At 35.9% G+C, this 26,146-nt stretch carries 26 protein-coding genes; 17 read left to right on the top strand and 9 right to left on the bottom strand.

Annotated features, from left to right (window positions below; genetic code table 11):
- Nucleotides 1-345: 345 nt before the first annotated feature.
- Both REB14_RS02855 and REB14_RS02850 read left to right on the top strand, forming a co-directional pair.
- Nucleotides 346-1,332, top strand: coding sequence for a 2-hydroxyacid dehydrogenase (locus tag REB14_RS02855; RefSeq protein ID WP_079242192.1), 987 nt, complete (start codon nt 346-348; stop codon nt 1,330-1,332).
- A gap of 49 nt (nt 1,333-1,381) precedes the next feature.
- Nucleotides 1,382-1,675 (top strand): hypothetical protein, encoded by a 294-nt coding sequence (locus tag REB14_RS02850; RefSeq protein ID WP_079242191.1) that lies wholly within the window; start codon nt 1,382-1,384, stop codon nt 1,673-1,675.
- 115 nt (nt 1,676-1,790) lie between these two features.
- Here the strand turns inward: REB14_RS02850 and REB14_RS02845 are convergent, their stop codons facing one another.
- Nucleotides 1,791-2,228 carry an endonuclease domain-containing protein gene (locus REB14_RS02845; protein ID WP_079242190.1) on the bottom strand — a complete coding sequence of 146 codons (438 nt, stop codon included), beginning with the start codon at nt 2,226-2,228 and terminating at the stop codon, nt 1,791-1,793.
- Between the two features lie 280 nt (nt 2,229-2,508).
- Here REB14_RS02845 and REB14_RS02840 point away from each other — a divergent pair, with 280 nt between their 5' ends.
- The 3 genes from REB14_RS02840 (at nt 2,509) to REB14_RS02830 (ending at nt 6,058) form a co-directional block, all read left to right on the top strand.
- A complete protein-coding gene (locus tag REB14_RS02840) occupies nt 2,509-4,494 on the top strand; it encodes a urocanate hydratase (RefSeq protein WP_309521443.1) in 1,986 nt (661 codons plus the stop codon).
- 16 nt (nt 4,495-4,510) lie between these two features.
- On the top strand, nt 4,511-5,053 hold the full coding sequence (locus REB14_RS02835) for a Crp/Fnr family transcriptional regulator (RefSeq protein ID WP_309521442.1): 543 nt from the start codon (nt 4,511-4,513) through the stop codon (nt 5,051-5,053).
- A gap of 243 nt (nt 5,054-5,296) precedes the next feature.
- Nucleotides 5,297-6,058 carry an MBL fold metallo-hydrolase gene (locus REB14_RS02830; RefSeq protein WP_309521441.1) on the top strand — a complete coding sequence of 254 codons (762 nt, stop codon included), beginning with the start codon at nt 5,297-5,299 and terminating at the stop codon, nt 6,056-6,058.
- A gap of 349 nt (nt 6,059-6,407) precedes the next feature.
- Here REB14_RS02830 and REB14_RS02825 read toward each other — a convergent pair whose 3' ends face one another.
- Entirely contained in the window at nt 6,408-8,210 is a 1,803-nt protein-coding gene (locus REB14_RS02825) for an ATP-dependent nuclease (protein WP_079242186.1), read from the bottom strand.
- A 135-nt stretch (nt 8,211-8,345) separates the two neighbouring features.
- Here REB14_RS02825 and REB14_RS02820 point away from each other — a divergent pair, with 135 nt between their 5' ends.
- Nucleotides 8,346-9,077 (top strand): TonB-dependent receptor plug domain-containing protein, encoded by a 732-nt coding sequence (locus REB14_RS02820; protein WP_309521440.1) that lies wholly within the window; start codon nt 8,346-8,348, stop codon nt 9,075-9,077.
- Nucleotides 9,078-9,395: 318 nt separating this feature from the next.
- Here REB14_RS02820 and tpx read toward each other — a convergent pair whose 3' ends face one another.
- Complete coding sequence (gene tpx, locus REB14_RS02815; protein ID WP_309521439.1) at nt 9,396-9,965, bottom strand: thiol peroxidase; 570 nt, start codon at nt 9,963-9,965, stop codon at nt 9,396-9,398.
- 222 nt (nt 9,966-10,187) lie between these two features.
- Here tpx and REB14_RS02810 point away from each other — a divergent pair, with 222 nt between their 5' ends.
- From REB14_RS02810 to REB14_RS02785, 6 genes are all read left to right on the top strand, one after another.
- A complete protein-coding gene (locus REB14_RS02810) occupies nt 10,188-11,816 on the top strand; it encodes an NADP-dependent glyceraldehyde-3-phosphate dehydrogenase (protein WP_309521438.1) in 1,629 nt (542 codons plus the stop codon).
- 155 nt (nt 11,817-11,971) lie between these two features.
- Entirely contained in the window at nt 11,972-12,481 is a 510-nt protein-coding gene (locus REB14_RS02805; RefSeq protein WP_079242181.1) for an RNA polymerase sigma factor, read from the top strand.
- A 10-nt stretch (nt 12,482-12,491) separates the two neighbouring features.
- Entirely contained in the window at nt 12,492-13,307 is an 816-nt protein-coding gene (locus REB14_RS02800) for a hypothetical protein (RefSeq protein ID WP_309521437.1), read from the top strand.
- A gap of 62 nt (nt 13,308-13,369) precedes the next feature.
- Complete coding sequence (locus tag REB14_RS02795) at nt 13,370-13,729, top strand: DUF7716 domain-containing protein (RefSeq protein ID WP_079242179.1); 360 nt, start codon at nt 13,370-13,372, stop codon at nt 13,727-13,729.
- A gap of 270 nt (nt 13,730-13,999) precedes the next feature.
- Nucleotides 14,000-14,509, top strand: a complete 510-nt coding sequence (locus REB14_RS02790) for an RNA polymerase sigma factor (RefSeq protein ID WP_309521436.1) — start codon at nt 14,000-14,002, stop codon at nt 14,507-14,509.
- A 13-nt stretch (nt 14,510-14,522) separates the two neighbouring features.
- Nucleotides 14,523-15,113: a hypothetical protein gene (locus REB14_RS02785; protein ID WP_079242177.1), complete on the top strand. Its 591-nt coding sequence runs from the start codon at nt 14,523-14,525 to the stop codon at nt 15,111-15,113.
- A 41-nt stretch (nt 15,114-15,154) separates the two neighbouring features.
- On the opposite strand, the gene REB14_RS02780 is transcribed toward REB14_RS02785, so the two are convergent.
- Nucleotides 15,155-16,693 (bottom strand): S41 family peptidase, encoded by a 1,539-nt coding sequence (locus REB14_RS02780; RefSeq protein ID WP_079242176.1) that lies wholly within the window; start codon nt 16,691-16,693, stop codon nt 15,155-15,157.
- Nucleotides 16,694-16,865: 172 nt separating this feature from the next.
- Between REB14_RS02780 and REB14_RS02775 the strand changes: the two genes are divergently transcribed.
- On the top strand, nt 16,866-17,963 hold the full coding sequence (locus tag REB14_RS02775) for an MBL fold metallo-hydrolase (RefSeq protein ID WP_079242175.1): 1,098 nt from the start codon (nt 16,866-16,868) through the stop codon (nt 17,961-17,963).
- Here the strand turns inward: REB14_RS02775 and REB14_RS02770 are convergent, their stop codons facing one another.
- Nucleotides 17,964-18,251, bottom strand: a complete 288-nt coding sequence (locus REB14_RS02770; RefSeq protein ID WP_034697278.1) for a GNAT family N-acetyltransferase — start codon at nt 18,249-18,251, stop codon at nt 17,964-17,966.
- Nucleotides 18,252-18,780: 529 nt separating this feature from the next.
- Here REB14_RS02770 and REB14_RS02765 point away from each other — a divergent pair.
- The 4 genes from REB14_RS02765 (at nt 18,781) to REB14_RS02750 (ending at nt 22,425) form a co-directional block, all read left to right on the top strand.
- Complete coding sequence (locus REB14_RS02765) at nt 18,781-19,239, top strand: hypothetical protein (RefSeq protein ID WP_309521435.1); 459 nt, start codon at nt 18,781-18,783, stop codon at nt 19,237-19,239.
- A 114-nt stretch (nt 19,240-19,353) separates the two neighbouring features.
- On the top strand, nt 19,354-20,259 hold the full coding sequence (locus REB14_RS02760) for a helix-turn-helix domain-containing protein (protein ID WP_079242174.1): 906 nt from the start codon (nt 19,354-19,356) through the stop codon (nt 20,257-20,259).
- An 86-nt stretch (nt 20,260-20,345) separates the two neighbouring features.
- Nucleotides 20,346-21,347, top strand: coding sequence for an aldo/keto reductase (locus tag REB14_RS02755; RefSeq protein ID WP_079242173.1), 1,002 nt, complete (start codon nt 20,346-20,348; stop codon nt 21,345-21,347).
- An 85-nt stretch (nt 21,348-21,432) separates the two neighbouring features.
- Nucleotides 21,433-22,425 (top strand): MBL fold metallo-hydrolase, encoded by a 993-nt coding sequence (locus REB14_RS02750; RefSeq protein WP_079242172.1) that lies wholly within the window; start codon nt 21,433-21,435, stop codon nt 22,423-22,425.
- Nucleotides 22,426-22,779: 354 nt separating this feature from the next.
- Here the strand turns inward: REB14_RS02750 and REB14_RS02745 are convergent, their stop codons facing one another.
- From REB14_RS02745 to REB14_RS02730, 4 genes are all read right to left on the bottom strand, one after another.
- A complete protein-coding gene (locus tag REB14_RS02745; protein ID WP_309521434.1) occupies nt 22,780-23,172 on the bottom strand; it encodes a DoxX family protein in 393 nt (130 codons plus the stop codon).
- Between the two features lie 39 nt (nt 23,173-23,211).
- Complete coding sequence (locus tag REB14_RS02740; protein WP_309521433.1) at nt 23,212-23,988, bottom strand: DUF1223 domain-containing protein; 777 nt, start codon at nt 23,986-23,988, stop codon at nt 23,212-23,214.
- Between the two features lie 336 nt (nt 23,989-24,324).
- Entirely contained in the window at nt 24,325-25,083 is a 759-nt protein-coding gene (locus REB14_RS02735) for a LytR/AlgR family response regulator transcription factor (RefSeq protein WP_079242169.1), read from the bottom strand.
- Nucleotides 25,064-26,077 carry a sensor histidine kinase gene (locus REB14_RS02730; protein ID WP_309521432.1) on the bottom strand — a complete coding sequence of 338 codons (1,014 nt, stop codon included), beginning with the start codon at nt 26,075-26,077 and terminating at the stop codon, nt 25,064-25,066. Before REB14_RS02730 ends, REB14_RS02735 begins: the two co-directional genes overlap by 20 nt.
- Between the last annotated feature and the right edge of the window lie 69 nt (nt 26,078-26,146).

Raw genomic sequence — 26,146 nt, 5'->3', positions numbered from 1 at the left:
CACTCCGAATGAAATGGAATGTAATGAAGAATCTTATACAGTTTAGTTAATAAGATTCTTTCTCAGTCAGAATGGCAAAAGCCAGATAATTTGACTTTTTAGAGAACCAGTTTTTCATAGATAAAATTCATCTGATTTAATCAAAATTTAAAATCTTTTAACTCCATTTCGGAATGAAAATTGATGGAATTAAAACCCTCAGTATACAATCACCATCACAGAAAATAAATAGATTTTGAATCAAACATTCAGATGAAAAGAAATAATTTTTTTAATATTAAAGTTCAATAACCTTACTTTTTGCGAGTGAGGTTTTTTTAATTAAAATCATTAAACAACAGTAGAATGAAAGTTTTTATCAATAAAAGAATTCCCGAAACAGGAATTGAAATGCTGAAAGAAGCAGGTTTGGAGCTTATATTTCCGGAAAAGGAAAACCTTTCTTATGAAGAATGGATTCATTACTGTAAAACTACAGATACCATACTTAATGTAGGCGGAGACTTCAGATATGATAAGAATTTTTTTGATACCTGCCCGAATGTCAAAGCTATTGCATTATATTCTGTAGGATTTGATCACGTTGACATTAAAGAAGCTACGCAAAGAAATATTCCGATAGGAAATACTCCGGATGTTTTGAGCAAAGCCACTTCAGATGTTGCTTTTTTACTGATGCAGTCTGTTGCCAGAAGAGCAAGCTATAATTTTCAGAAAGTAAAAGATGACAATTGGGGAGCTTTTGATCCTTTACATGCGTTGGGACAAGAATTGTACGGAAAAACACTTGGGATTTTTGGATTGGGACGTATCGGCTATGAAATGGCTGAGAAATCAAGAAAGGCTTTTGGAATGAATATCATTTACCACAACCGTCGTCAAAATGAAGAAGCAGAAAACGAGCTGGGGGCAACTTATGTTTCTTTCGAAGAACTGATTCGGAGATCAGATGTATTGAGTGTACATGCCAACTTTACTACTGAACAGAAAGAATTGTTCAATGAGTCTATATTTGAGCAGATGAAACCGAATGCTATTTTCATTAATACAGCCAGAGGAGGTTTTCACAATCAAAAAGATCTGTATCAGGCACTCGTTGACAAGAAAATCTGGGGAGCAGGTCTGGATGTTACTAATCCGGAACCAATGTCTGCAGATGATCCTATTCTGGGGCTTTCAAGTGTCTGTATTCTGCCACATATCGGTTCTGCGACTGTTGAAGCCAGAAATGGAATGGCCAGACTAGCTGCAGGAAATATTATCGCTTTTGCAAAAAATGAGAAAATGCCCAATTGTGCAAATCCTGATGTTTATTCTCCTCAATCATCATAACTTGGAATTATTTTTGTTCTGATAATATAAACCTAAAATCTTAAATAATATGGCACCAGAGAAAAATATTAATGAGCAAAACAAGAGGTTAGAACAAATGGATTATAACCCCAGTGAAGATATATTTAAGAGAGAAAAACATATTTCGCTCGATGGAGACGGAAATCCTATTTTGGATGAGGATTTTGATGATGATAAAATTGATAAAGGCTTAGATATCCCTGGAGCTGATGACGATGATGAAATGGAAGAAATAGGAGAGGAAGATGAAGAAAACAACTATTGGAGTCTCAGCGATAATGAAGATGATCATGAAGAAGAAAACGATGATGTTCTAACCTAAATTTTAACGATACAAAAATCAGCCTTATTGAATTTCAGTAAGGTTTTTTTTATGTGAAATAACAACTAATATGGGGAAGGGTAATTCCCCTCCCTCGGAGGGGTGGATTCAAAAATTAAAAAATTTTTGAAGACGGGGTGGTTCCATAATGCAGCACAATAAAATCCTCCAACTCCTTCATCACCAGACTCAGATTATTCCTTACATCAAAATCATTTATTCTGAAAACCAATAATCCCAATGACTCCAGATATTTCTGTCTTATGCTGTCATAAACTTCATTTTCATCATGGCTTGATCCATCTATTTCTATAATGAGCCCAAGTGTTTTGACATAAAAATCAACGATATAATTTCCGATAATCCTTTGTCTGTCAAAATCAATGGTATAAAATTTTTTTGCACGGACTTTCTTCCAGAAGATCACTTCACCTAAGATCCGGGCTTTACGCTTTTCTTTTAATAATACTTTTAAATAGGGATTGTAGGGTAGATTTTCAACGAAATTCCTGCGGATAGGAATTCCGTTGATGACGGTGAGGGTTTCTTTCATTGTTGTGTTTTGACCACCCCGTCTTTCAAAGTTATCAACTTTGAAATCCACCCCTCCGAGGGAGGGGAATTGAGGTGCATTTATTCAAATATAGTATTTAATATCAAATGGCGGCTGGTTTACAACTTTCATAACTTTCCCTAAACCCTAAACCCTAAACCCTAAACCCTAAACCCTAAACTTTAAACCATTCTTCCCTTCCCCTCTTGCCTATATTTCCTATTTTGAATATCTTTAAAACTTCAAACATTGTTTAAAACATAGACCTTTACATAGTAATATGACATTTCAAGAACAGATACAGCAGGGGATTCCTAATCAGCTGCCGCAACCAAAACCATACGAGACCAATATCAACCATGCTCCGAAGCGTAAAGAAATTTTAGGAGAAGAAGAGAAAAAACTGGCATTGAAGAATGCTTTACGTTATTTCGAACCTCAGTTTCATGCAGAACTGATTCCTGAATTTAAGCAGGAACTGGAAGATTACGGAAGGATTTATATGTACCGTTTCCGTCCGGATTATGAAATGAAAGCGAGACCAATTACAGACTATCCCGGAAAATCTGAGCAGGCCAAAGCGATCATGCTGATGATTCAGAATAACCTGGATTATGCGGTGGCACAGCATCCTCATGAACTGATTACCTATGGTGGAAACGGAGCGGTTTTCTCCAACTGGGCACAATATCTGTTGACGATGAAGTATCTGTCGGAAATGAATAATGATCAGACATTGGTGATGTATTCAGGACATCCGATGGGATTGTTCCCGTCTCATAAAGACGCACCAAGAGTGGTTGTAACGAATGGAATGATGATCCCGAACTATTCAAAACCGGATGACTGGGAGAAATTCAATGCATTAGGCGTTACCCAGTATGGGCAAATGACGGCAGGAAGTTATATGTATATCGGTCCTCAGGGGATTGTTCACGGAACAACGATTACAGTGTTAAATGCTTTCAGAAAAATCAAAAAAGAGCCGAAAGGAGGTCTTTTTGTAACTTCAGGATTAGGGGGAATGAGTGGAGCTCAGCCAAAAGCAGGAAATATTGCTGGTTGCGTTACCGTATGTGCAGAAGTGAATCCAAAGATCACGAAAATCCGTCACGATCAGAAATGGGTGAATGAAATTCATGAAGATCTTGATGCATTGGTAAAAAGAGTAAGAGAAGCACAGGCCAGGAAAGAAACAGTGTCTTTAGCTTATCTTGGAAATATTGTGGAAGTTTGGGAGAAATTTGATCAGGAAGATGTAAGAATTGATATCGGATCGGATCAGACTTCCCTTCACAATCCTTGGGCGGGAGGTTACTATCCTGCCGGACAAAGTTTTGAAGAATCTAATATCATGATGGCTGAAAATCCTGAGTTATTCAAGGAAAAAGTTCAGGAAACATTAAGAAGACATGCTGCAGCGATCAATAAACATACTGCAAAAGGAACGTATTTCTTTGATTACGGAAATGCCTTTTTACTGGAAGCTTCCAGAGCCGGAGCTGATGTAATGGCAGAAAATCCGACGTTAGGAAGAGAATTCAAATATCCGAGTTATGTGCAGGATATTATGGGACCAATGTGTTTCGATTATGGCTTCGGGCCGTTCCGTTGGGTATGTTCCAGTGGAAATCCGGAAGATCTGCAGAAGACAGATGATATTGCATGCGCAGTATTGGAAGAAATGGTGAAAAATTCTCCGGAAGAGATCCAGCAGCAGATGAAAGATAACATTCAGTGGATCAAAGGAGCACAGGAAAATAAACTGGTGGTTGGTTCTCAGGCAAGAATTCTTTATGCAGATGCAGAAGGAAGAATGAAAATTGCGGAAGCCTTCAACAAAGCCATTAAAAACGGAGAAATCGGACCGGTGGTATTAGGTAGAGACCACCACGATGTTTCAGGAACAGATTCTCCTTACAGGGAAACTTCCAATATCTATGACGGATCGAGATTTACAGCGGATATGGCCATTCACAACGTAATTGGAGACAGTTTCCGTGGAGCTACCTGGGTTTCCATTCACAATGGTGGTGGAGTAGGCTGGGGAGAAGTAATCAACGGAGGTTTCGGAATGCTTCTTGACGGTAGCGATGATGCCGACAGAAGATTAAAATCCATGCTTTTCTGGGATGTGAACAACGGAATCTCAAGAAGAAGCTGGGCAAGAAACGAAGGCGCTGTTTTCGCTATTAAAAGAGCAATGGAAGCAGAACCGAATCTGAAAGTAACGCTTCCGAACTTTGTAGACGAAAATTTATTATAATCCATAAAATTCGACATTGGCAGCCATCAACAAAAAATTGTTTTCACACCTGAACGTAGAGGATAGTGATCCTGTATGGGAGAAGTTTGCTGAGGTTGAATTTTCAAAGAAAAACATATTTACTGACAACAAAGCCTATCTTGTAGAAGATGGGCTTGTCCGTAAATACTACATCAACAGCATCTCAGATATTGATACAGAAATATGTGCAGAATTCTACTTTCCCGGCGATATTTTTACAGTGGAAGAGAAAAGTTCCGATGCCGTTTACGAATCCATGAATAAAGGGCTGGCATGGGAAATCACTCTGGATGAGGTAAAAGATCTATTTGCTGTAAACCCACACTGCCGTTTTGTGCAGAACTACTATCTGAGCAGAAAGCTCAATGCGGCTATGAAAAGAGAAATGCTTCTGCTGAAAAACACTCCCCAGGACCTCTATGAATATCTGTTGAAAAACAAACCTCATTACATACAGAATATTCCTTTAAAATATCTCGCTTCTTATATCGGGATTACGCCCATCTCTTTAAGCCGGATCAGGAAGCGTATTCATTAGTGTTATTTTTAACGCAAAGCTCGCAAAGAATTTTACTTTTATTTTTCCGTTCGCAAAGGTGCTGCTGCTTAGCAATGGTATAATTTTGTAGCTGAATGAAATGCCCTTGCGATCGAAAAAATAGCCATCATTAATATATTCTTTGCGTACATCGCGTTCTTATCTTTCTACATGCTTATTCATTAATTATCTTTTGTTTATTGTCTTGCCTTCCGTAAGTCTATTCCTTTGCTAAAAAAGAATATGGAAATACAAAAACTAAACTGGGCAGGCATCCGCCTCACTTCTCACAACAAAACCATCCTAATAGACGCAGTAGAAGATTTCTCTTACTATAAACCTGTTTTGGGTGATGCTGTAGAAAATCTTTTAGCGTTTTCAGATCATGTACAGGCAGATTACATCCTGTTTACGCATATGCATCTTGATCATTTTGATAAAGGGATCATCCAAAAATGCCTAAAGAAAGATGGAAAACTGATTGTCTATGCAGGACTGGAAACCATTGTAAAAAAGCTGGTTGAAGATGTTGAAATTATTACTCTGAATCTTGACGAAACCTTTACAGAAAATAATATCACCTTTAAACCTGTATTTGCCATGGATGGAGTAGGAGAAATACAGTCTTCATGGATTGTTGATGATGGAACCACAAAGATCTTTCATGGCGGAGATACCATCTGGCACAACCAGTTCTGGAAGCTTGGAAAGGAAAACCCAAACATAGACTATGCTTTTTTACCGGTAAACGGAGTTGTAGTGAACTTTGAAATCATCGGGTTGGAATACAGTCCGGTTCCTGCTTCCCTCAATCTGAAAGAAGCTTTTGCAGCAGCCCACCTTCTGCACGCCAAAAAGATGGTGCCCATCCATTACGGATTGTTTGCCCATGAGAAATGCTATATCCCTCAGATTTTTGATGATCAGGATTTGAAAAACATTTCAGAGGAAGTAGGACAGGAGTATTTGATTTTAAAAGATGGAGCAATGCTGGTAGAATCTTAATTGATATTTGTAATGAAAACTGTCATTCTGAGTGAAATGCAATGGAATGAAGAATCTCAATATCAATAAGAACGGGCTATTATCCTGAGCGTAGACGAAGGAACCCTCTTTTTTGTACATAAAAATAAATCAATAGAAACGGGCTTTAGCCCGTTTTTCTTTTTGCATAATATAATTGACCTTAGCCGAAATTTAAAATTAAGTTTTGGCTAAAGCCTTTGGTATTTATCTTTTTATATCGGGCTAAAGCCCGATGCTATTGATGAGCTCACTGGATTTTAATACTAATTCTTTAATATTTGGTGTATTTTTGTTTCTATAATGTGTGCTATTGAAGTATGTGATTTATTTAGATATATTCGCCAAAAATTTCTGACATCTTTGTTTTCCAATTAGAAGGTAAATTATCCCAATTATTATCCCATTCCAATGTTTGCTTATACGCTTTGTATGGCTTTTCGGAATTAGCTTCATAACCTAATTCTTCTTCAACACTATTTTCCATTACAACAATTCTTCCATTTCCACCTAAAGCATCTGCAATTGGTTGATTGTATTTTGCAGCATTTGGTTCACCTAAATCTAAATCATGAACTACTATTGGTTTTATTCCCATTGAAGTTAAATATTTTATTAGGCCAATTATAGCAGCTTTTCCACGAGCTTTAACAATCTCAAAGTCAGATAAAATTCTAAAATATTTAGCTTTATCCAAAAGTTTTAAAGTTTCGCGTATTAAGATATCTTCTGTATCTCCTTCTACAATTATTACATTCTTTGTAAAAAATATTCTTGATACATAGTTGTCAATTTTCATTATCATTTTTACATAGGTTTTATCAACGCTTTGGAGTTCTTTAAATTTTTCGGTAACACTAAAGGTATTACATTCAACATGATTACCGCAATTATAAAGTCTATTTAATATTTGTTTTGGTTTACGAGATAAATCAATAATATATGGTGAATGTGTTGAAGCAATTATTTGGGATGTATTAGAACTTAATTCATAAATTGCTTCTCTCATTTGATTTGCTGCGCTTGGATGTAAATATGTTTCAGGTTCTTCAAAACAGACTATTAATGAACGAGCATGATCATCTTCTTTTTTTGATAGCCATAATTGTCTGTATCTCAACATTCCAAAAACAGCAGCTCTAATCATACCAGTACCTTGATTATCAATAGACGTCTTTATATTACTTGACATTTCAACAGTAAATGCTGGTTTAAGACTAGAAGGATCACTTAAGCTTGTAGATGCATATAATTTAGAATCTGGAAAAACAGTTGATAAAACTGTGTTTAGCTCATTCATCATTTTTCCGAACTCAGATTCATCATCTTGTGGGTCCAGTTCCTTTGCAAGGTTATTTAGGTGAACTTGGGCATTTTTAAAATGTTCAGAATTTTCTCTAACAGTTTGAAATAGTTCTCCAAGGGTTATACTAAGAACTCCGTTACCAGACCCTTGAATTTCATGTAATCCAACATCAACAGGAATTAATAAGAACCTCGGTAACATCTTAAGTACATTTCCAGGAATTCCACCAGGATTTTGAAACCAAGTTTCCTCTTCAGAAATCTCCCAAATCTCATCAATTAAGTCTAATTTTTCTAATACAGCTTTACCTTTTCCTATATTAGATTGCAACTCAGGAAAATACTCTTCAATAGTTTCTTGAGACAGACCATTGTCAATGTAATCTTGAGGCTTTTTACAATCAGAGTAAATATCTTTTATGTTTCTAACTTTAGATTTAAATTCAATAATTACATCTTTACCTAATTCATATGTTTTTCTATAAATTACGGATAATCCAGTTTCTTCAGAATCATCAGGTATATCATAACTAAAAATTCTACCTTTAAAACCTCTCCATGTTTTAGCTTCAGCAGGAAGATTTCTAAATTCAGCTTCAAGAGTAATTGTATTAGTGTCAACTTTTACTTCATGCGTTTCATCATCTATTATTGAATGAAAGTCAACCGTTGACAACTGCTTTTTTGCAGAAAGCAAAATATCTATGGCTTTAATTATTGAGCTTTTCCCACAATTATTTTGTCCAATTAGAAATGTTGCATCTCCAAAAATGAGATTTACTTCTTTAAGTCTCTTATAACCTGATATTTTTAATGAATAGAGTTTCATGTATGTGTTAGTTTATTTATATTATGTTATTTTCAAATATAAAAATCTAACTTCATACATAATTACGGTTTTCCGTTTTTTATACACATTCCAACCTTTTCTTGTATCACTGCATCTTTATAAGAAAAGAGTTTTATGAAAATAACCATACCAAAACCCTGTCATGAAAACTGGAACGCCATGACACCTGATGAGAAGGGAAGATTTTGCGCAGTCTGTTCCAAAACGGTGAGAGATTTCAGAAGAGGTTCGGATGATGAGCTTATAGAGGTTTTTACGAAAGCAACGGATGAGATCTGCGGTAGTTTTCTTCCTTCACAGCTCAACAGAGATCTGCATTATTCTTATATCAATGCTCTTTTTGTGAAGTTTGCGGTAGGATTTATGTTGACAACAGGAGGAATTGTAAGTGTGAATGCACAGCAAAAGATCGCCAATGATATTTTAAAAACTGAAGATATCAAAGAAATTACCCTTGCTGAATTTGGGACTCATAAAGACAGGAAACTACTCGGATCAATTTCTGTAGTACCTGCTGATGCTATAGACCGTAAAGAAAAGGAAAGTAAAACATCTGTCCCCAATTTAGCCCAACCATTGACTACGCAGGTATTACCCAATGTAGTACAAAGTATAAGTTCAGTACGTATTGGTGGGGTGCCTTCAAGCAAAGCTAGATCTTATAATCCACTGTATGTTGTAGATGGAAAGATCAGTGATTATGAAAAAGTAAAAGCTCTGGATCCTAATCTGATAAAAACAATGAATGTTCTGAAGGGAGCCTCTGCAACAGCATATTATGGCGAAAAAGCAAAAGATGGGGTAATCGTAATTACTACAAAAAGAAAAAAATATAAAACAAATTAAGACTCTTTATTTTCCCACAGATTTCACAGATCTTTTCATGTTTATCTGCTTAATCTGCCCCATCTGCGAGAGAACATTGAGATTGCTTCACCTTCGTTTCGCAATGACAGTGGTAGTGTGAAATTTTATCGGAGATAAAATCCTTACGCCTTAAAACAATGCATTTAAATATCATTTTGCGCCTTAGTGTTGATCAAACTATGATACAGAAAAAACTCAGCAAGTCGCTGAGTTTTATTTTTTTAACCATTAAGAATATCGATCTTCACCTTAATATTCTTAACTATTTAATTTTTCTTAATGGTTTAATCTGATTTATTATTTCACAGTCGCAATAGCTGCTTCATAATTGGGTTCCTGAGCGATATCTGGTACCTGTTCTTCATAGATGATATTACCTGAAGGATCTATCACCACAACGGCTCTGCTCAGAAGACCTTTCATGGCAGAATCTACCAATTCTACACCATAGTTCCATCCGAAGTCTGAACGGAAATCGGAAAGCATTATCACATTTTTAATTCCTTCTGCTCCACAGAATCTTTTCTGGGCAAACGGAAGATCTTTGGAAATACACAGTACTACCGTATTGGGAAGATTTCCAGCCTCTTCATTGAAATGATGTACAGAAGCAGAGCAAACACCGGTGTCCACACTTGGGAAGATATTCAGAATAACATACCTTCCTTTGAAGGAATCCAGCGTCTGGTCATTCATATTCACATCTGTAAGGGTAAACTTAGGAGCTGGTTTATTCAGTGCTGGTAATTTGGCATAAGTATGAACTTCTTTCCCGCCCATTAAAACCGTGTTGGTAGCTTTAGATTTTTGAGCAAAGCCCACCGCAGAGAAGAATAGCAGTGTGCCGCAAACTAATTTTGAAAACATGAAATTTATTTTTAAGCTAAATTATTCTTTTTTTAGGAGCTAAGATTAATTTTAATTCAAATAGATCAAATCTATGGTCAGATTGTTTCTTTCAAAATATTTTACCTCTACCTTTATATTATTAAACAAGGCTGTCTCAGGAGTCAAAGTAGTTTGGCTTTTGTCATTTTGACACTTTTGAGATCGTCTTCAATCTTATCACATAAAAAAATAGAAAGATTTATGAGTTCAGAAAATACAGCATCATTCCATCACATTTTTAAAAGAGAAAACGAAATTCCGGAAGAGTATAAAGTTCCGGTCATCCATCAGAGAACTTATCTTTTGAATGGGGAACTGATAGAGTGGAACGGCGATGTCACGGAAATTTATTCCCCGGTGTGCATCCCCACAGAAAACGGATTGGAAAGAAAGCTTCTGGGAAGTATTCCTAATATTGGACCGAACGAGGCGATGGAAGTTCTTGAAGCTTGCGTAAAAGCCTATGATAACGGACTTGGCGAATGGCCGACAATGTCTGTAGAAGGACGTATTAAGTGTATGCAGAAATTTGTGTATCTGATGATCCAGCAAAGAGATCTGATCATCAGGTTATTGATGTGGGAAATCGGGAAAACACTGGCTGATTCTACTAAAGAATTTGACCGTACTGTAGATTATATCAATCAGACCATTGATGCATTGAAGGATCTTGACAGGGAATCTTCCCGTTTTCAACAGGCGGAAGGAACCATTGCGCAGATCAGAAGAGCACCGCTTGGCGTGGTGTTAAGTATGGGGCCTTTCAATTATCCCCTGAATGAAATCTTTACCACATTGATTCCTGCTTTGATCATGGGAAATACCATCCTGTTTAAACTTCCAAAACATGGGGTCCTGGCTCATTATCCTTTATTAAACGCCTTTAAAGAAGCCTTCCCGAAAGGAACAGTAAATACGTTATATGGAAAAGGATCAGAAATTATCACTCCGATTATGGAAAGCGGAAAAGTGAATGTTCTTGCCTTTATCGGATCAAGTAAAGTCGCCAACGGACTGAAAAAACTACACCCGAAAGTGAACCGTTTAAGAGCTATTCTGAGTCTGGATGCTAAAAATGCAGCCATCGTTACTAAAAATGCGAATCTTGATGTAGCGGTGAGTGAATGTATTTTGGGGGCACTTTCTTTCAACGGACAGCGTTGTACAGCCTTGAAACTGATATTTGTTCAGAAAGAAGTGGCATTGGAGTTTACAGAGAAATTAAGTGCAGCAGTCTCTGCTTTGAAGGCTGGGCTGCCTTGGGAAAAAGACGTGAAAGTAACGCCACTTCCGGAAGTCAACAAACCGGCTTACCTGAAAGAATGTATAGATGATGCCTTACAAAAAGGAGCAGCAGTGCTGAATAAAGATGGAGGTTACGCCGATGAATCTTTTGTTTTCCCGGCAGTTGTATATCCGGTAAATAGTGATATGAAGCTTTATCATGAGGAACAGTTTGGCCCTGTGATTCCTGTTGTTCCATTCGAAGAGATAGAAGAACCAATAGAATATCAGGTGAATGCCTCCCATGGAATGCAGGTAAGTATTTTCAGTGAAGATCCGCAGGAAGTTGCAAGACTGATTGATCCGTTTGTGAACCTTGTAAGCCGTGTCAATATCAACTGCCAGGCACAGCGAGGTCCGGATGTCTTTCCATTTACAGGAAGAAAAGACAGTGCAGAAGGAACACTTTCCGTTTTTGATGCGCTCCGCTCATTCTCTATCCGGTCTCTGGTGGCTGCAAAACTAACAGATTCCAACAAAGAACTACTGAATACTATTGTCAGAGAACATGATTCTAACTTTTTAAGCACAGATTATATTTTCTGATTCTGACTGATATCGTATTTAACATAAAATAAAAATCCTCAATAAACACCTTGGTTTGTTGAGGATTTTTTTAACTTAATGCCGGAAATTAGAGTTTTGTGTTATAATAAGATGGTGTTTTTTAGAAATATCATCTAAGGATCAGTGTGTAAATCATGTCTTCACCCGAAAAAGAATTTTTAGAGAAAATTGAAAAACACAAAGGTGTTGTTTTCAAGATCTCTAAAATGTATATGGATAATAAGGACGATCAGAATGACCTCTATCAGGAGATCATTTATCAGGCCTGGAAATCATATGGTGATTTTCAAAAGAGGAGTGATTTCTCCACATGGCTGTACAGAACTGCGCTCAACACAGCAATTGTTTTTTTGCGAAGTGAAAAAAAACGTAGTTTTATACAGAATCAGAATGTAGATGGGCTGAGTGCCCGCCAGGAACCTTATAATGATACGGATGATATGAATATGAAGCTGATGTATGAAGCTATCCATCAGCTAAGCCCCATTGATAAAGCCCTTATATTCTTCTTTTTAGAGGGCTTTTCCGGAAAAGAGATTGCTGTACAGCTGGGAATTACTGAAGTGAATACACGGGTAAAGCTGAAAAGGGCAAAAGAAAAGCTGAAAGAGATCATCATCAGGCAGGGTACAGGTTCCTATTAAAAATAGCACTATGGACTTAGAAAATTTTAAAGAAATTTGGAATAAAGATACAGGACAGGAATCTCCTGAAATTTCTCTGGAAAAACAGAAAGAAATACATTCTCCGTTGGAGATGCTGAAAGTGAATATGGAAACTGAATTCTGGCTGATGATTGTAACATTGCCTTTGCTTTTAACGGGTTTTCCTTTTGCATCTAAAGACTCCAATATTAAAACGATTTCTGTGTTTGTCACCATCCTGACCGTTGCTATTATTGTTTATTTTTATTCCCGCTTCCTGAAATTGTATAAGCTGCTTAGAAAAAATAGTACCAATACAAATTATGATTTGTTTACTCTTAAGACGCAGCTTCTCATCTCGAAACAAATTTATATTTCCTATTATATTGCTTATATCCCGCTTGGGTTTCTTTTATCTCTGATCCAGATCAATTTTCATTTTGACAGGGAGTATAACCTCGCAATTTTCGGGATCAGCCTTCTGATTACTCTTCTGTTGATTGCTTTTATCATCAAATACTGGATCTATTATATGTACGGAAGGTATATTGATGATGTGGTACGTTTGGTAGATGAACTTAACGGAATTGAAGTAAGTCCAAAACCTGACAAGAGAAAAACGTGGTTTGAACGCTCACAGAAATTTTTTATGAATAAAATGGGGATTAAAGGAAATGTCCTGAATACCGTCATATGGTTTGTATCCATGTATTTTTTCGTTATTTTATTTCTGACAATTGTTCTTTTGATCATTATCGTAGTAGGGGCAAAACTTGATTTTCTGGATATCGGATCATTACAGAGAGCTTTAAATAAACTGAATTAGAAATTACGCTATCTTCTGTAAAATTTCTATCTTTAGAAAATTGAGTTGTAAAAAAATATCACATGGATGATTTTAAAAATCAAGTGTATTCTATAGAAGAATTTCTGGAGTTAGTAAAGAGCAAACAGGACAGGAAAGCATCCTTTGATCCGGAATATAATTATGCAGTCTATTCTTCAACAGATGAATTTAAACCCGAAATGAAAGTTTTTATCGGAGATCCTCTGGATATTGGTGAGAATGATAATGAAATCTTGCCAGATTTTGTTTTTCATAACAAGCTTCATTATATATGTTCAGATGAAAATATTCAGGATGTGGTGGATCTTGCTTTCAGGCAGCATGCTGATGTTACTTCTTCTCAGCTTATTACTGCTCTGAACCATTATCTTGAAAAAGATGATTTCTTAGATTTTAAATAATGAAAGAATTAAATACTTAAATAAATAACCTGATGTGAAAAAATATCAGGTTATTGTTTTTTTTGGATGTAACATTTTTACTTTTTTTCTACTAACTGATCAGGTCAGAAAAAATTATTTCGACTCATACTATTCTGAGTAAATAGTAAAAAGCTTAAAAAACACACAATGAGACCTGGCAGTACTTTTCTGTCGGGTTTTTTTTATTTCTTTTGTAAAAATCTGTAACAATTTTTTTAAACGAAAACTAACTCTATAGAGTAACAAGCTATGACCTCATTAGAACAAGAGTTTATCAGTCAAATTGGACAGCATAAAGGAATCCTGTTTAAGATTTCTAAAATGTATATGACTGAAAAAGACGACCGTGATGATCTTTTTCAGGAGATCACTTATCAGCTCTGGAAAGCATTTCCTGGTTTCAGAGGCGAAAGTGAATTTTCTACATGGCTATACAGAATTGCTTTGAATACGGCAATTATTTTCCTGAAATCAGAAAAGAGAAGAAGTTTTATTGCCCATGAAGATTTTTCTAATCAGATCATTATTCAGGAAGATTATGATGATCGTAAAGAAGAACGTCTGGCTGAAATGTATAAAGCAATCCATCAGCTTAATCCTATTGACAAGGCTTTTATATTCTATTATCTGGAAGATTTTTCTGGAAAGCAGATTGCCGAACAGATGGGAATCTCAGAAGGTAATGCAAGAGTGAAAATGAACCGGGCCAAAAATAAACTTAAAGATATCTTAAGCCAAATAAAAACCAACCAACATTAAAATCAGTAATCCCATGAATATCGATGAATTGAAAAATACCTGGAACGAAGATATTGTGGAGGAAACTCCCGAAATAAGCATAGAACAGAGAAATAAACTGAATCTTCCTCTTGAAAAGATACGCAAAAATATGCGCGTGGAATTCTGGTGGATGATAGGAATCTTTGTCTTCGCTTTTCTGGTGTGCGCTGTATGCAGGCCATTCAAACTTCAGTTGTACATCACGGTATTAATTGCTTCCATGCTTTTGGTTACCGTTTTCTTTTTTAGTAAGTTTTTTAAACTGTATAATGAAATCAGTAATCCTGCACCTAAAACTTATGATTCTTTGAAAGATCTCGTGATGCAGCTCAATCTTAATAAACAGTATTATCTCTCGTATTACATCAGTTTTGCCCCGTTTCTTGTATGTGAGATTCTTATTGTCCTGGAGTTTATTCCGTGGCCAAAACCTCTTAGTGAATTGAAGATAGCGGTGATCTTAATTAGTACAGTAATCGTAGGATTATTTTTGCTTTATATTATGGGAAGATTTTGGTATCAACGCTACTATGGAAGATATATCCAATATATTGAAGATCTTTTGGAAGAATTAAAAAGATAAAAAGAGTTCGGCGGGCTGAAAGCCCGCCGAACCTATATTCATTACCGTCCTTTATGTTCTTTTTCTTTGGCAATTTCGTTTTTTATCCAATCCAGCTGTGGATCTTTTTTGTCAATAATATCCTGCATGCTTTCAGTAATAGTCACATCAGGAACAACTCCTTTCCGTGAGTCTGAAAAACTGATATTAGGCTGTACCAAAAGTAGACCTATTGGAAACCTGATTTCAGAATTGGGAAGCTTTTGGTAGGAATAAAAACCGGCAACAGTTCCGTCATTGGCACCACCTGTTTCTTCTCCCACAAGCGTTGCTCTTTTATCATTTTTAAGTTTGGCGGTAATAATAGAAGATGCCGAGAAACTTCCTCCGTTAATCAGTACAAAAACTTTTCCCTGGAAGGCATCCTTTTTAGGTTTTGTAGGTTTGTCAGCCTTCATTTTGTAGAATACCTTTCCATCCTTTTTATACGTACTGAAAGTCTGTGCAAAAAAGTAGCTCGGATAGGCAATACTTTTAAGAGCATATTCTAAAGGAGTACTTTTCCTGAAATAATTGGTGCGTAAAGGAGCATTCCTTGAAGTTAACTGAGAGGGTTTGATCAGGGTAAACGGAGTATCCGCTAAATACGAATACAGATTATTGATTTCATACAGTGAGCCGCCGTAGTTATTTCTGACATCGATGATAAGATAAGGAGACTTTGCATCATTGATCTTGGCAAAAGTCTTTTTATAAAACTCATCCGAATAGTCTCTTGAAAAGCTTTTCACCTTAATATAAGCAATAGTACTGTCTTTGTCCAGAAATTTAAAACTTCTGTTATAGGAATTACTGGAAGCTACATAATCGTTCAGTTTCTTTTCCAGTGTTTTTTTCTGCATTTCCTTATCCTTTTCAAGATCAGTATCAGATTTTGTTTCTCTGGTTAAGGTATATGTCTTTTTTTCTCCCTTATAAAGGGTTTCAAGAGTAGCTTTGCTGTCAAAACCATTTTCGGCAGTATAAAAATTAAAGAACAGGTCTTTTAAAAAATACGGATGAAAGGTGGTATTATCACCATCACTGCTGATAAGGCTTCTGTACTTCCTGATATAATAGGATACAGGAACATTATTGATGGATAAAATTTCAGTTCCCGTTTGTATATGTTCAATAGAATCCCTGTTCTGAATAATATACATCTGATCACCTGAAATATAATATTCAAAACGACTGAACATTCCTTTCTGATGTTCCAGCCTTTTTATTTCACTTTTGGTAAATTTCTTTCTGGGAATTCTCAATGAAAGATGTCCTTCTCTAATTCCTGCAATGACAGGTTGAAGCTTGAAATAAAACTGAAGAGGAGTAAGAGGCTCGGTGATGGTCTGTTTAAGGCTGTCAAATTTACGTTCCAGCTCTTTCTTGGGGATGTACCAGTATAATTGAGGATGCATTTGCTGTAATTTTGAATACGCAAAATCCACATCTTCTTTCAGTTGCTCCGGTGGAATACATGAGGCCCGCTGTTCGTTGTGTTTTTTTATAGAGGCACAAGACGAAAAAATAGCGAGAAGAAATATTACCGAATAATTTTTCAATGTATCTGAGTTTTTTTAGGGTGCTAAAATAGAAAGTTTAAAATTAATCCCGATCTAAACGGGTAATAAATTTTTAAAAATTCATGATAAATTTAGTTAAAAAACGGAGTAAAATGGAATAAATTTTCATTTAAAAACAAAAGTCAATACATTTGATATTTATTTTGTACAGATGATTTACTGGATTATTACGAGCGTAGCTGTTTTGACGGTTACTTTTTTTATAGTGATCAATATGAAGACGTTTGGTGGAGTGCCAAAAGGGAAGAGGCTGAAGCGTATCAGACAGTCGAAACTCTATAAAAACAGACAGTTTCAGAATATCAGTCATACTCCTTCCATTACAGAAGGCTACAAAATGTCAAAAGTAACCTACGATTTTTTTTTAGGAAAGAAAGATCCGCTGTTGAAACCTTTAAAAGCCATTCCTTCTCTTCATACCAATTTGAAAAATATTGATAAAAATGAGGAGTTATTGATCTGGCTGGGACATTCCTCTTATTATCTGCAGACAGATGGAGTTTCCTTTTTAATAGATCCTGTCCTGAGTCTTTATGGTTCACCTTTTAAGTACTTTAATAAAGCCTTCAAAGGATCAGATATTTTTAAACCTGAAGATATTCCGAACATTGATTATCTCGTGATAACGCATGATCATTTTGACCACCTGGATTACCCAACTGTAAAATCTATCGAAGAAAGAACAGGAATGGCTATTATTCCTTTGGGAGTAGGAGCGCACCTGGAAAGATGGGGCTATGCTGAAAACAAGCTTATTGAAGAAGAATGGGGAACAGAAGTTGCTCTGAAAAATGATATAAAAATTGTTTTTACTCCTGCCAGACATTTTTCCGGCAGAAGAATAAGGCAGAATGATACGCTTTGGAGTTCTTACGTTCTGATAACACCTACCAGGAAGTTTTTCTTAGGAGGAGACAGTGGCTATGATTCCCATTTTAAAACAATAGGCGAGCAATATGGACCTTTCGATTATGCTGTTCTTGAAAATGGACAATATGGAGAGGCATGGAGGTATATCCATACATTGCCGGAAGATGTTGTTCAGGCTGCTATTGATCTGAAAGCAGAACGTATTATCCCGGTTCATGCTGCCAAATTTGCATTGGCACTTCATCCATGGAATGAACCTTTACAAAAAATAACGGCTCTTGGAAAAGACAAAAAACTGGATATCCTCACTCCGATGATTGGCGAGGTAGTACATCTGAATCAGTCAGAACAGCAATTTACAGCCTGGTGGGAAAGCTGATCAGGCATGCCAGATTTCTTTATACCTTGCAGGATGATTTTCAAACTGTTGTCTTACAAAATCACATTCCGGGTCTACAAGCAAATCTTTCTCTTCGGCGTAACGTACCAGCTCGTCCAGCAATAGTTTAGCATATCCTTTTCCCTCACGCTCTTCGTCAAGTTTCGTATAATATACAATAAGCAGCCTTCCGTCAACCTCTATGGACATATAACCTGCCTTTTTCCCATCGATAAGTAGCTGCAATTCATCCTGATATTGAGATACCTGAAACTTTATATTTTCCATAACAATGTAAGATTTGGTTGATTAAAAATAATTTGAGAAGATTTCTTTAAAAATATTCTTTCCATTAAAATTACGAAATTAAAACATATGAAATAATAGTTTTTAGGAATCTTAACGAATTTTATAACATAAATAGTAAAAAGATAAAAGATAAAAGATAAAAGATAAAAGATAAAAGATAAAAGATGTTGTTGTTAAAATTCAATAGAGGTGGCTTTTAACCCATCTAACAATAAAATATTGATCCATTGGCTTTAGCCAAAACTTAAAAATATAAATTTTAGACCTCCAGATTTAAACCTTCAATCCATTGATTATTAATGTTTTTCACTTTCATTTTCTAATGAAACTAATTACTTTTTAATTCTATTTTAAAATAATAAACACTCAATAATTTGATGAAAGAAAAGAAAATATTTCAAAGATAATCAGTTGTTTGTAGTTTTTCTTAACAAATATTAGTATTTGTAATTAAAAATTGGCACTTTAATTGACTATCACTTGATAATTATTTTTAAAGTGGAATGAAATGAAAAAGTTAATATTAACAGCATTATTGGTTGGGACATTCAGTTTAAGTTATGCCCAGTCAGATTATTATAATGACTACAGAAGGAGTATTTCAGATATCAACTGGCAAAGAGTGATTACCGACCTTGTTCTTTCGACAGCACAAGCCAATCAGATCTATGTGCTGAATGACAGATACCATGATTATGATACATGGAACAGAGTGTATGTTGTAGAGCCGGGAAGATGGAGAAACGACCGTTATTCGGAGCTGGAAAGAATTCTGGGGAGAGAAAAGTACATCATCTTTAAAAAGAAATACTACAGAGGACAAAACCCTGTAATTGTTTACGGAAGAAACAAAAACGATTATAAAAAATACCGTAAACAACAGGAGAAGTATTATAAAAATCAGGAGAAATACTACAAAAAACAAAATAAACATCATGGTCACGGACATGATGATGATTGGGATTAGATTATTATCAACTCAATATTCACTTTTAAATGGCTGGCAGGATTGTCAGCCATTTAATTTTTTAATCCCGTAATTATTATGATTTAATTTGTTTGATTTTTATAACTTTGATCTATGGAATCACACGAATCACTGAATGGTTTTTATGAAAGGAATGCTCCTAACCTGGCATCACAATGTGTTGGGGTGAATAAAATGGGGCACTTCAATGTCTTTTCACGGGAATATTGCTCTCCACATACTCCTTACAGCAGGAGAGATTATTATAAGATTTCACTCATCATTGGAAAAGGGAAACTTCATTATGCTGATAAATGGATCAAAGTAGATCGTCCCGCCTTATTGTTTTCCAATCCCATTATTCCTTATTCCTGGGAAGCTGATGATGAAGATCAGAAAGGTTGGTTCTGCCTTTTTACCGATCAGTTTCTGCATAACGGAAGTCGTATAGGAAATCTTCAGGATTCTCCGCTTTTCAAAATTGGGGGAACTCCGGTTTTCTTTGTCGATGAAGAACAGCAGAAGATACTTTCTGAGATGTATACCAAAATGATGACGGAGATTCAGTCGGATTATATTCACAAGTATGATATACTGAGAGCATATCTTCATCTGATGATTCATGAAACGATGAGAATGCAGCCGGCAGAAAGTTTTGAGCCTTATCAGAATGCTTCACAAAGAGTAGCGTCCTTATTTATGGAACTATTGGAAAGACAATTTCCTATCGACAGCCCTGAGGCTTTTTTGAAATTAAAAACTCCGAATGATTATGCTCAGACTCTTTCCATTCATGTGAATTCTTTAAACCGTTCGGTAAAAGAGATTACAGGGAAAACAACCAGTCAGCAGATTACCGGAAGGATTATTCAGGAAGCCAATGCCTTATTGAAACATACAGACTGGAATATCTCTGAGATTGCCTATGGATTGGGCTTTGAAGAACCTGCCTATTTTACCAATTACTTTAAAAAACAGACCGGAATTACTCCCAATGCATTAAGAATGGATGTTGTTTGAATTTTATAATTTTTAGTTTGAATTCTATATCGTGGCAGGTTTCCGGATGTTCTAATTTTGTCATATAAAATTAAATCATACCTATCATGAAATTTAAAAAATTAGGAAACACAGAAGAACAGTTATCAGCAATCGGTTTAGGATGTATGGGAATGAGCTTTGCTTATGGTCCTACAGACGAGCAGGAAAGTATCAATACTCTGCACAGAGCATTGGACTTAGGAGTAAACTTTTGGGATACAGCAGATATGTATGCCAATGGAGAAAATGAAAAACTGATCTCTAAAGTTTTAGTCCCAAACAGAGATAAGATTTTTATTGCAACCAAATTTGGATTCAGGTTTAAAGATGGTAAAGCAAGCCACAGTGGAGCTCCCGGAACGTATTTCGACGGTTCTCCGGAATGGATCAGACAGGCCGTAGATTTAAGCCTCCAAAGATTAAAGATCGATACTATTGACTTGTATTATGCCCATAGAGTAGACCCTAATGTTCCTGTAGAAGAAACCGTAGGTGCTATGGCTGAGTTGGTGAAAGCCGGAAAAGTAAAATATATCGGATTATCTGAAGCGTCTGCAGAATCCATCAGAAAAGCTAACAAAATTCATCCTATTGCAGCATTACAGTCAGAATATTCCATCCTTACGAAAGATGTTGAAAAAGATATTTTACCAACCATCAGAGAGCTTGGAATTTCTTTAGTTCCTTACTCACCGTTGGCGAGAGGTCTTTTTACCAATATTTATGAGGTGCAGAATTTGGGTGATGATGACTTTAGAAAATCATTACCACGTTACCAGCAGGAATATCTTGAAAATAATACCAAACTGGCTAATGAGATCAATGAGTTGGCGGCTTCCAAAGGCGTAAAAGGAACTCAGCTTGCACTGGCATGGGTGTTGAATCAGGGAGACGATATTATCCCGATTCCTGGTACGAAAAGAATTAAATATCTTGAAGAAAATATTGCAGCTGTCAATATTGAGCTTTCTCAATCAGATCTGGATACCATTGATGCGATCCTGAAAAAATACCCGAACGTAGGGGAAAGATATACAGAAGGTTCAATGAAATTGGTCAATAACTAAAAGACTATAATACAAAAACTGAGTTCCCGATCATGAAAGGAGCTCAGTTTTTTGTTTTGATAGTTAAAATGAACAGAGCTAAGCTATGAACAGAAGAGAATTATTAAAGAACGGATTATTAGCGGGAACATTAAGTATGATCCCTTTTTCCGGTTTAATGGCAGAAAAGAAATCCTTTATTGAAAAAACTGAAGATGATCTTTCCGGTTTTAAAAAATTAAAGCTTGGAGAACTTGATTTATTTGTACTTACCGATGGGTATATCCGTGAAGAAAATGTGAACACATTTGCTCCGAGAGCCAATGTTTCGGAACTGAAATCGATTCTTAAAGATCATTTCAGACCGGATCATTATATTGATCTGGCGATGAATATCCTTTTGATTAAAACAAAAGATAAGCTTATTATGATGGATGCCGGAATGGGGAATTTTGCTGATGAAAGAACCGGATTTTTACTAAAAAGCCTTCAAAAAGCAGGGTTCTCTCCAAAAGACATTACCGATATTTTTATTTCTCACGCACATCCTGATCATATTGGGGGCGTTATCGATAAAAAACAGAATCTGGTTTTTCCGAATGCCAATATTTTCATTTCAAAAATTGAACATGATTTCTGGATGAAAGCTTCCCTTAAAGATTTTAATAACAGTGCTTTGAAAAATAACCCTGAAGTTCTCAATCAGATTATTCCTGCTCTTCAAAACATATTAAAGACCATTCAGCCGAAACTGAAGTTCTATGATTTTGAGAATCCACTGTATAAGTATTTCAGTTTTCAGCTGGCTCCCGGTCATACCCCAGGTTTAACCATTACCACAATATCTTCGGGGAATGAAAAGCTATTGTATATTGCTGACCTTATCCATTCTGATATCATTCTTTTTCCTCATCCTGACTGGGGTTTTTCCGGAGACACTGATCTGGATATTGCAACCGCTTCAAGAAGAAAAAATCTTCAGCAGTTGGCAGAAACTAAGACCAGAGCATTTGCCAGTCATTTACCATGGCCTGGACTTGGATTTACAAAAACAAAATCCGGCGCATTTGAATGGTTCCCGGAAAGTTTTATGAATTAGGTAATAGGTAATAGGTTGTAGGGATTAGGGATTAGGGATTAGGGATTAGGGATTAGGGATTAGGGGGATAAATAGAAACGAGTGATCTCAATCAATAGTAATGAGGAGCTTAGGATTCCCCTCCTCCGGAGGGGTGGCAAAAATTCAAAGAATTTTTGACGGGGTGGTTAACTAAACGGAATGGTTAATCATGCGCATAATCCAATCAATAGAAGCGGACTTTAGTCCGCTTTTTTAATAGATATTTATTCATTCGGTTTTAACCAAAACTTATTGATCATTAGCTTTACACAACAGATCCTCCCGGGCAACGAGAGGATCTGTTTTAACATAAGAAAAAATTAGAGTTTATCATTAAGCCTCTCCGAATATCAATTCAGGAGAATAGAGTTTTCTGAACATCAGATAAGTCATTGTGAGCACAGAAAAAGCGACTATAGCATCTATTGTAGACAGAAAACTAAGTACCGCTATTTTTGAAAAGAAAGCAAAGAGAATATCAAAGAACATTCCTGCAAATACCCATTCTTTCAGTCTTAATAATCTATTGGGAAGAAGAAGAACCAGAACTCCTGCAATTTTAAAAACACCCAATATATAAATAAAATGAGGAGGATAGCCAAGCTGTTGGGTAATGTCCCATACAACCGGATTTTTTGTAAGTTCAAAGAAACCACTAGCTCCAAACCAAAGTGACATAAAAATGGCTCCTGCCCAATAGATGATTTTTGTTGTTTTTGTTTTCATTGTTGTATTATTTTTGTTATAATTATATTGTGTAGAAAGTTATTTAATAGGTGTTTTTGCTGAACCTGATATTGCTCCGGTTTTTAGATTTTGAATAAAAGCTATGACCTCCCAATTTTCCGGTAAGAAACCTTCCGGAAGTTTGAGTGTCGTCGTTCCTTCCTGTTGCTTATTCAGTGAAATTTGGTTTTGCTGATGAACAATTTGCCAGTGATGGAGATAGCGTCCTTCATTTTCCCCTTTTCCTACTTGGGTAGAAGAATGTTTTTCCACCAGATTAATGAGAAGCATATTCTGAGGATCTGTGGAGGGTGCTTTGTAATGAACATTAACTGCATTCTGAGAAACGGTTGCAGATAATTCTACATTTGTTTTTTTAGTATCAAACAAGGCTTTCTGAATAGCATTTTTGATATTGTTTTCATCAGAACCTACAAATTCTGTTTTTCCGTTCACTACCAGCTGTGGAGTGTAAACCTGTGAATTTAATATACGACTGTACTGCTGTTGTCGTTGAGAGTTTTCAGAGCTGCTGAATCGGTCTTTCCATCCAAGGCGGTTCCAGTAATCCACATGGTAGGAGAGTAGATATACAGGTTCGTCCTTATATTCTTTTTCAATTTTTCCCATCAGCTCATCAGCAGGAGGGCAGCTTGAACAGCCTTCTGAAGTAAAAAGTTCTAAAACAGCAAATCCATTATTCTCAGAAGCTTGAGATTGTGATGTCTTTTGTTCTTTATTTTGATGAATAAATGCTGAGGTAGCAAATAGTAATGTTGTGAAAGCGCTTACTGTGATTAAGTTTTTTAGTATCATGTCATTTAATTTGATTCAAAAGTAGATACTTCGAAAAGGCAAAAAAATGCAAAAAAAGCTCAACCGGACAAATTAAGAGGTGAACCCGGAAATTGTGAGGGGAAGTATTTTAAGGCTGGATGCTGGAAGAGGGAGGAAGGAAGTTTTTGGAGTGCAAAGAGGAATTGATGTTTATATTTTTTGATAGTAAAAATATGAGCAACGAAGCTTAAAAAATTAAAACAAAAGAAAACCCTGATCATCTCAATCAGGGCTATAATTTATTTAAATAAGACTTTTATAGATCATAATGCCTTCAAGTACTTCCAGCATCCAACCTCCAGCTTCCTTTCTCCTTTACCTATCCTCCAGCCATGTGAAAAAACTATGGGTCTTTTCTTTGTTAATCAAAAGTTTTTCAGGGGTTTCAATGGTAAGCTTTACCAGTATTTTACGCTGAAAATAATGTTCCATTTCCTTAATCGCTTTAAAATTAACAAGATATTGGCGGTTAACCCTGAAGAACTGCTTGTCAGAAACCTGTTCTGCTACCTGGCCCAAAGGTTGGGTAAGAGGAAACTGCTCTTTGGCAAACGTAACAAGATGAGTAATCTCATTATGGATATAAAAATAGGCAATATCTTCTGTAGGAATCGTTGTATATTTTTGATTTTTAAAAACCAGAAAACTGCTTTTACCTGTAGGTTGATTCATTTTCTGTATGATCGATTCCAGATCCGGAAGATCATTTTTCTGGAAGAATTTTTTCAGTTCGTCAACTTTTCTCAGGGCTTCGGCAATATCTTCTTTTGAAAATGGTTTTAAAACATAGTCAACTCCCTTACTTTTAAAAGCATCCAGCATATACTGATCAAAAGCAGTACAAAAAACCACAGGGCAGGTAATATCAACCGATTTGAAAATTTCAAAGGAAAGTCCGTCCGAAAGATGGATATCCATAAAAATAAGATCAGGTTTGATTTCCTTTAAGCCTTCAATACTTGTTTCAATACTGTCATAAACACCCAGTATTTTTGAGTCCGGTTTTAGGTCTGAGATTAAATTCTGAAGAGATTTCGCTGCCCGGAATTCATCTTCAATAATGATTATATTCATGGATTAATGGTAGTTTTATCTGAAACGTTTTTTCGTCTGAATTAATGATGATATCTTTTTCCAGCAAGTGTTTATAGCGCATTTTAATGTTGTCCAGCCCAACTCCCAAAGAATCTTCGGGGTTTACTTTTCGCTGGATAGGATTTTCGATCACAATATGATTATCAGCAGTATAAATTTTAATATGTAATGCTCTGCTCTGCGAAACAATATTATGTTTGATACAGTTCTCCACCAAAAGCTGAAGCGTAAAAGGAGGAATAAGAGTTTGAGCGGTTTCTGTTCCAAGCTCGTTGGTAAACTTAATTCCTTCTCCAAAACGGGCTTTCTGAAGAAACAGATAAGAATCTACTATTCTCATTTCTTCCTGAACGCTGATTAAATCCAGTTTTCTGCTTTCAAGAGTAAATCTGTAAAAATCAGATAGTTTTACAATAAAATCAACAGTTTCTTCATCACGCGTTTCGGCCATTAGTTTTAACGTATTCAGACTGTTGAACAGAAAGTGTGGATTGATCTGCTGCTTTAACAATTCATACTGAGCTCCTAAATTATCGCTTTTTACCTTTTCCAGTTCAAGCTGTACCTGTTGTCCTGTGTAATTATTCTGAAGTAGGTTCAGGAACATATAGCACACCAGATTGATCAGAATTCCTCTTACCTCAATCATCAGCATCACCGGACCAAAATTAATATGGGAGAGAATCAGCTGTTGAATCCATGCCAGACCAAACATAATTACCATCCCAAAAGCGAGTACCACCATCAGTCTCGAATAAGAAATATGCTGTCTTCGTTTTTTCGTGCGGTTCAGCATATAAATATTAATGTACCACATGATCACAGAAAATGCTGCTGTAATGGCTGAGTTTACCACGGCTTCTTTCCAGTTGAATTGATGGGATGCCAGCTGAGGTACGGATGATAAAATACCCAGGAAAATGGAGCTTATCCAGATAATGGATTGTGAGATTTTAATTTTTTGCTGTTGCATGAAATCTGCTGATTTGAAAAGGTTAAATTAATCTTTTTTATTTAAAATATTATGATAAATAGTGAAACT

This window comes from Chryseobacterium metallicongregator, from assembly GCF_031324065.1.
GTDB lineage: Bacteria > Bacteroidota > Bacteroidia > Flavobacteriales > Weeksellaceae > Chryseobacterium > Chryseobacterium metallicongregator.
The sequence above is the reverse complement of the archived record's forward strand: the minus strand, read 5'-3'. Positions and strand labels throughout refer to the sequence as shown.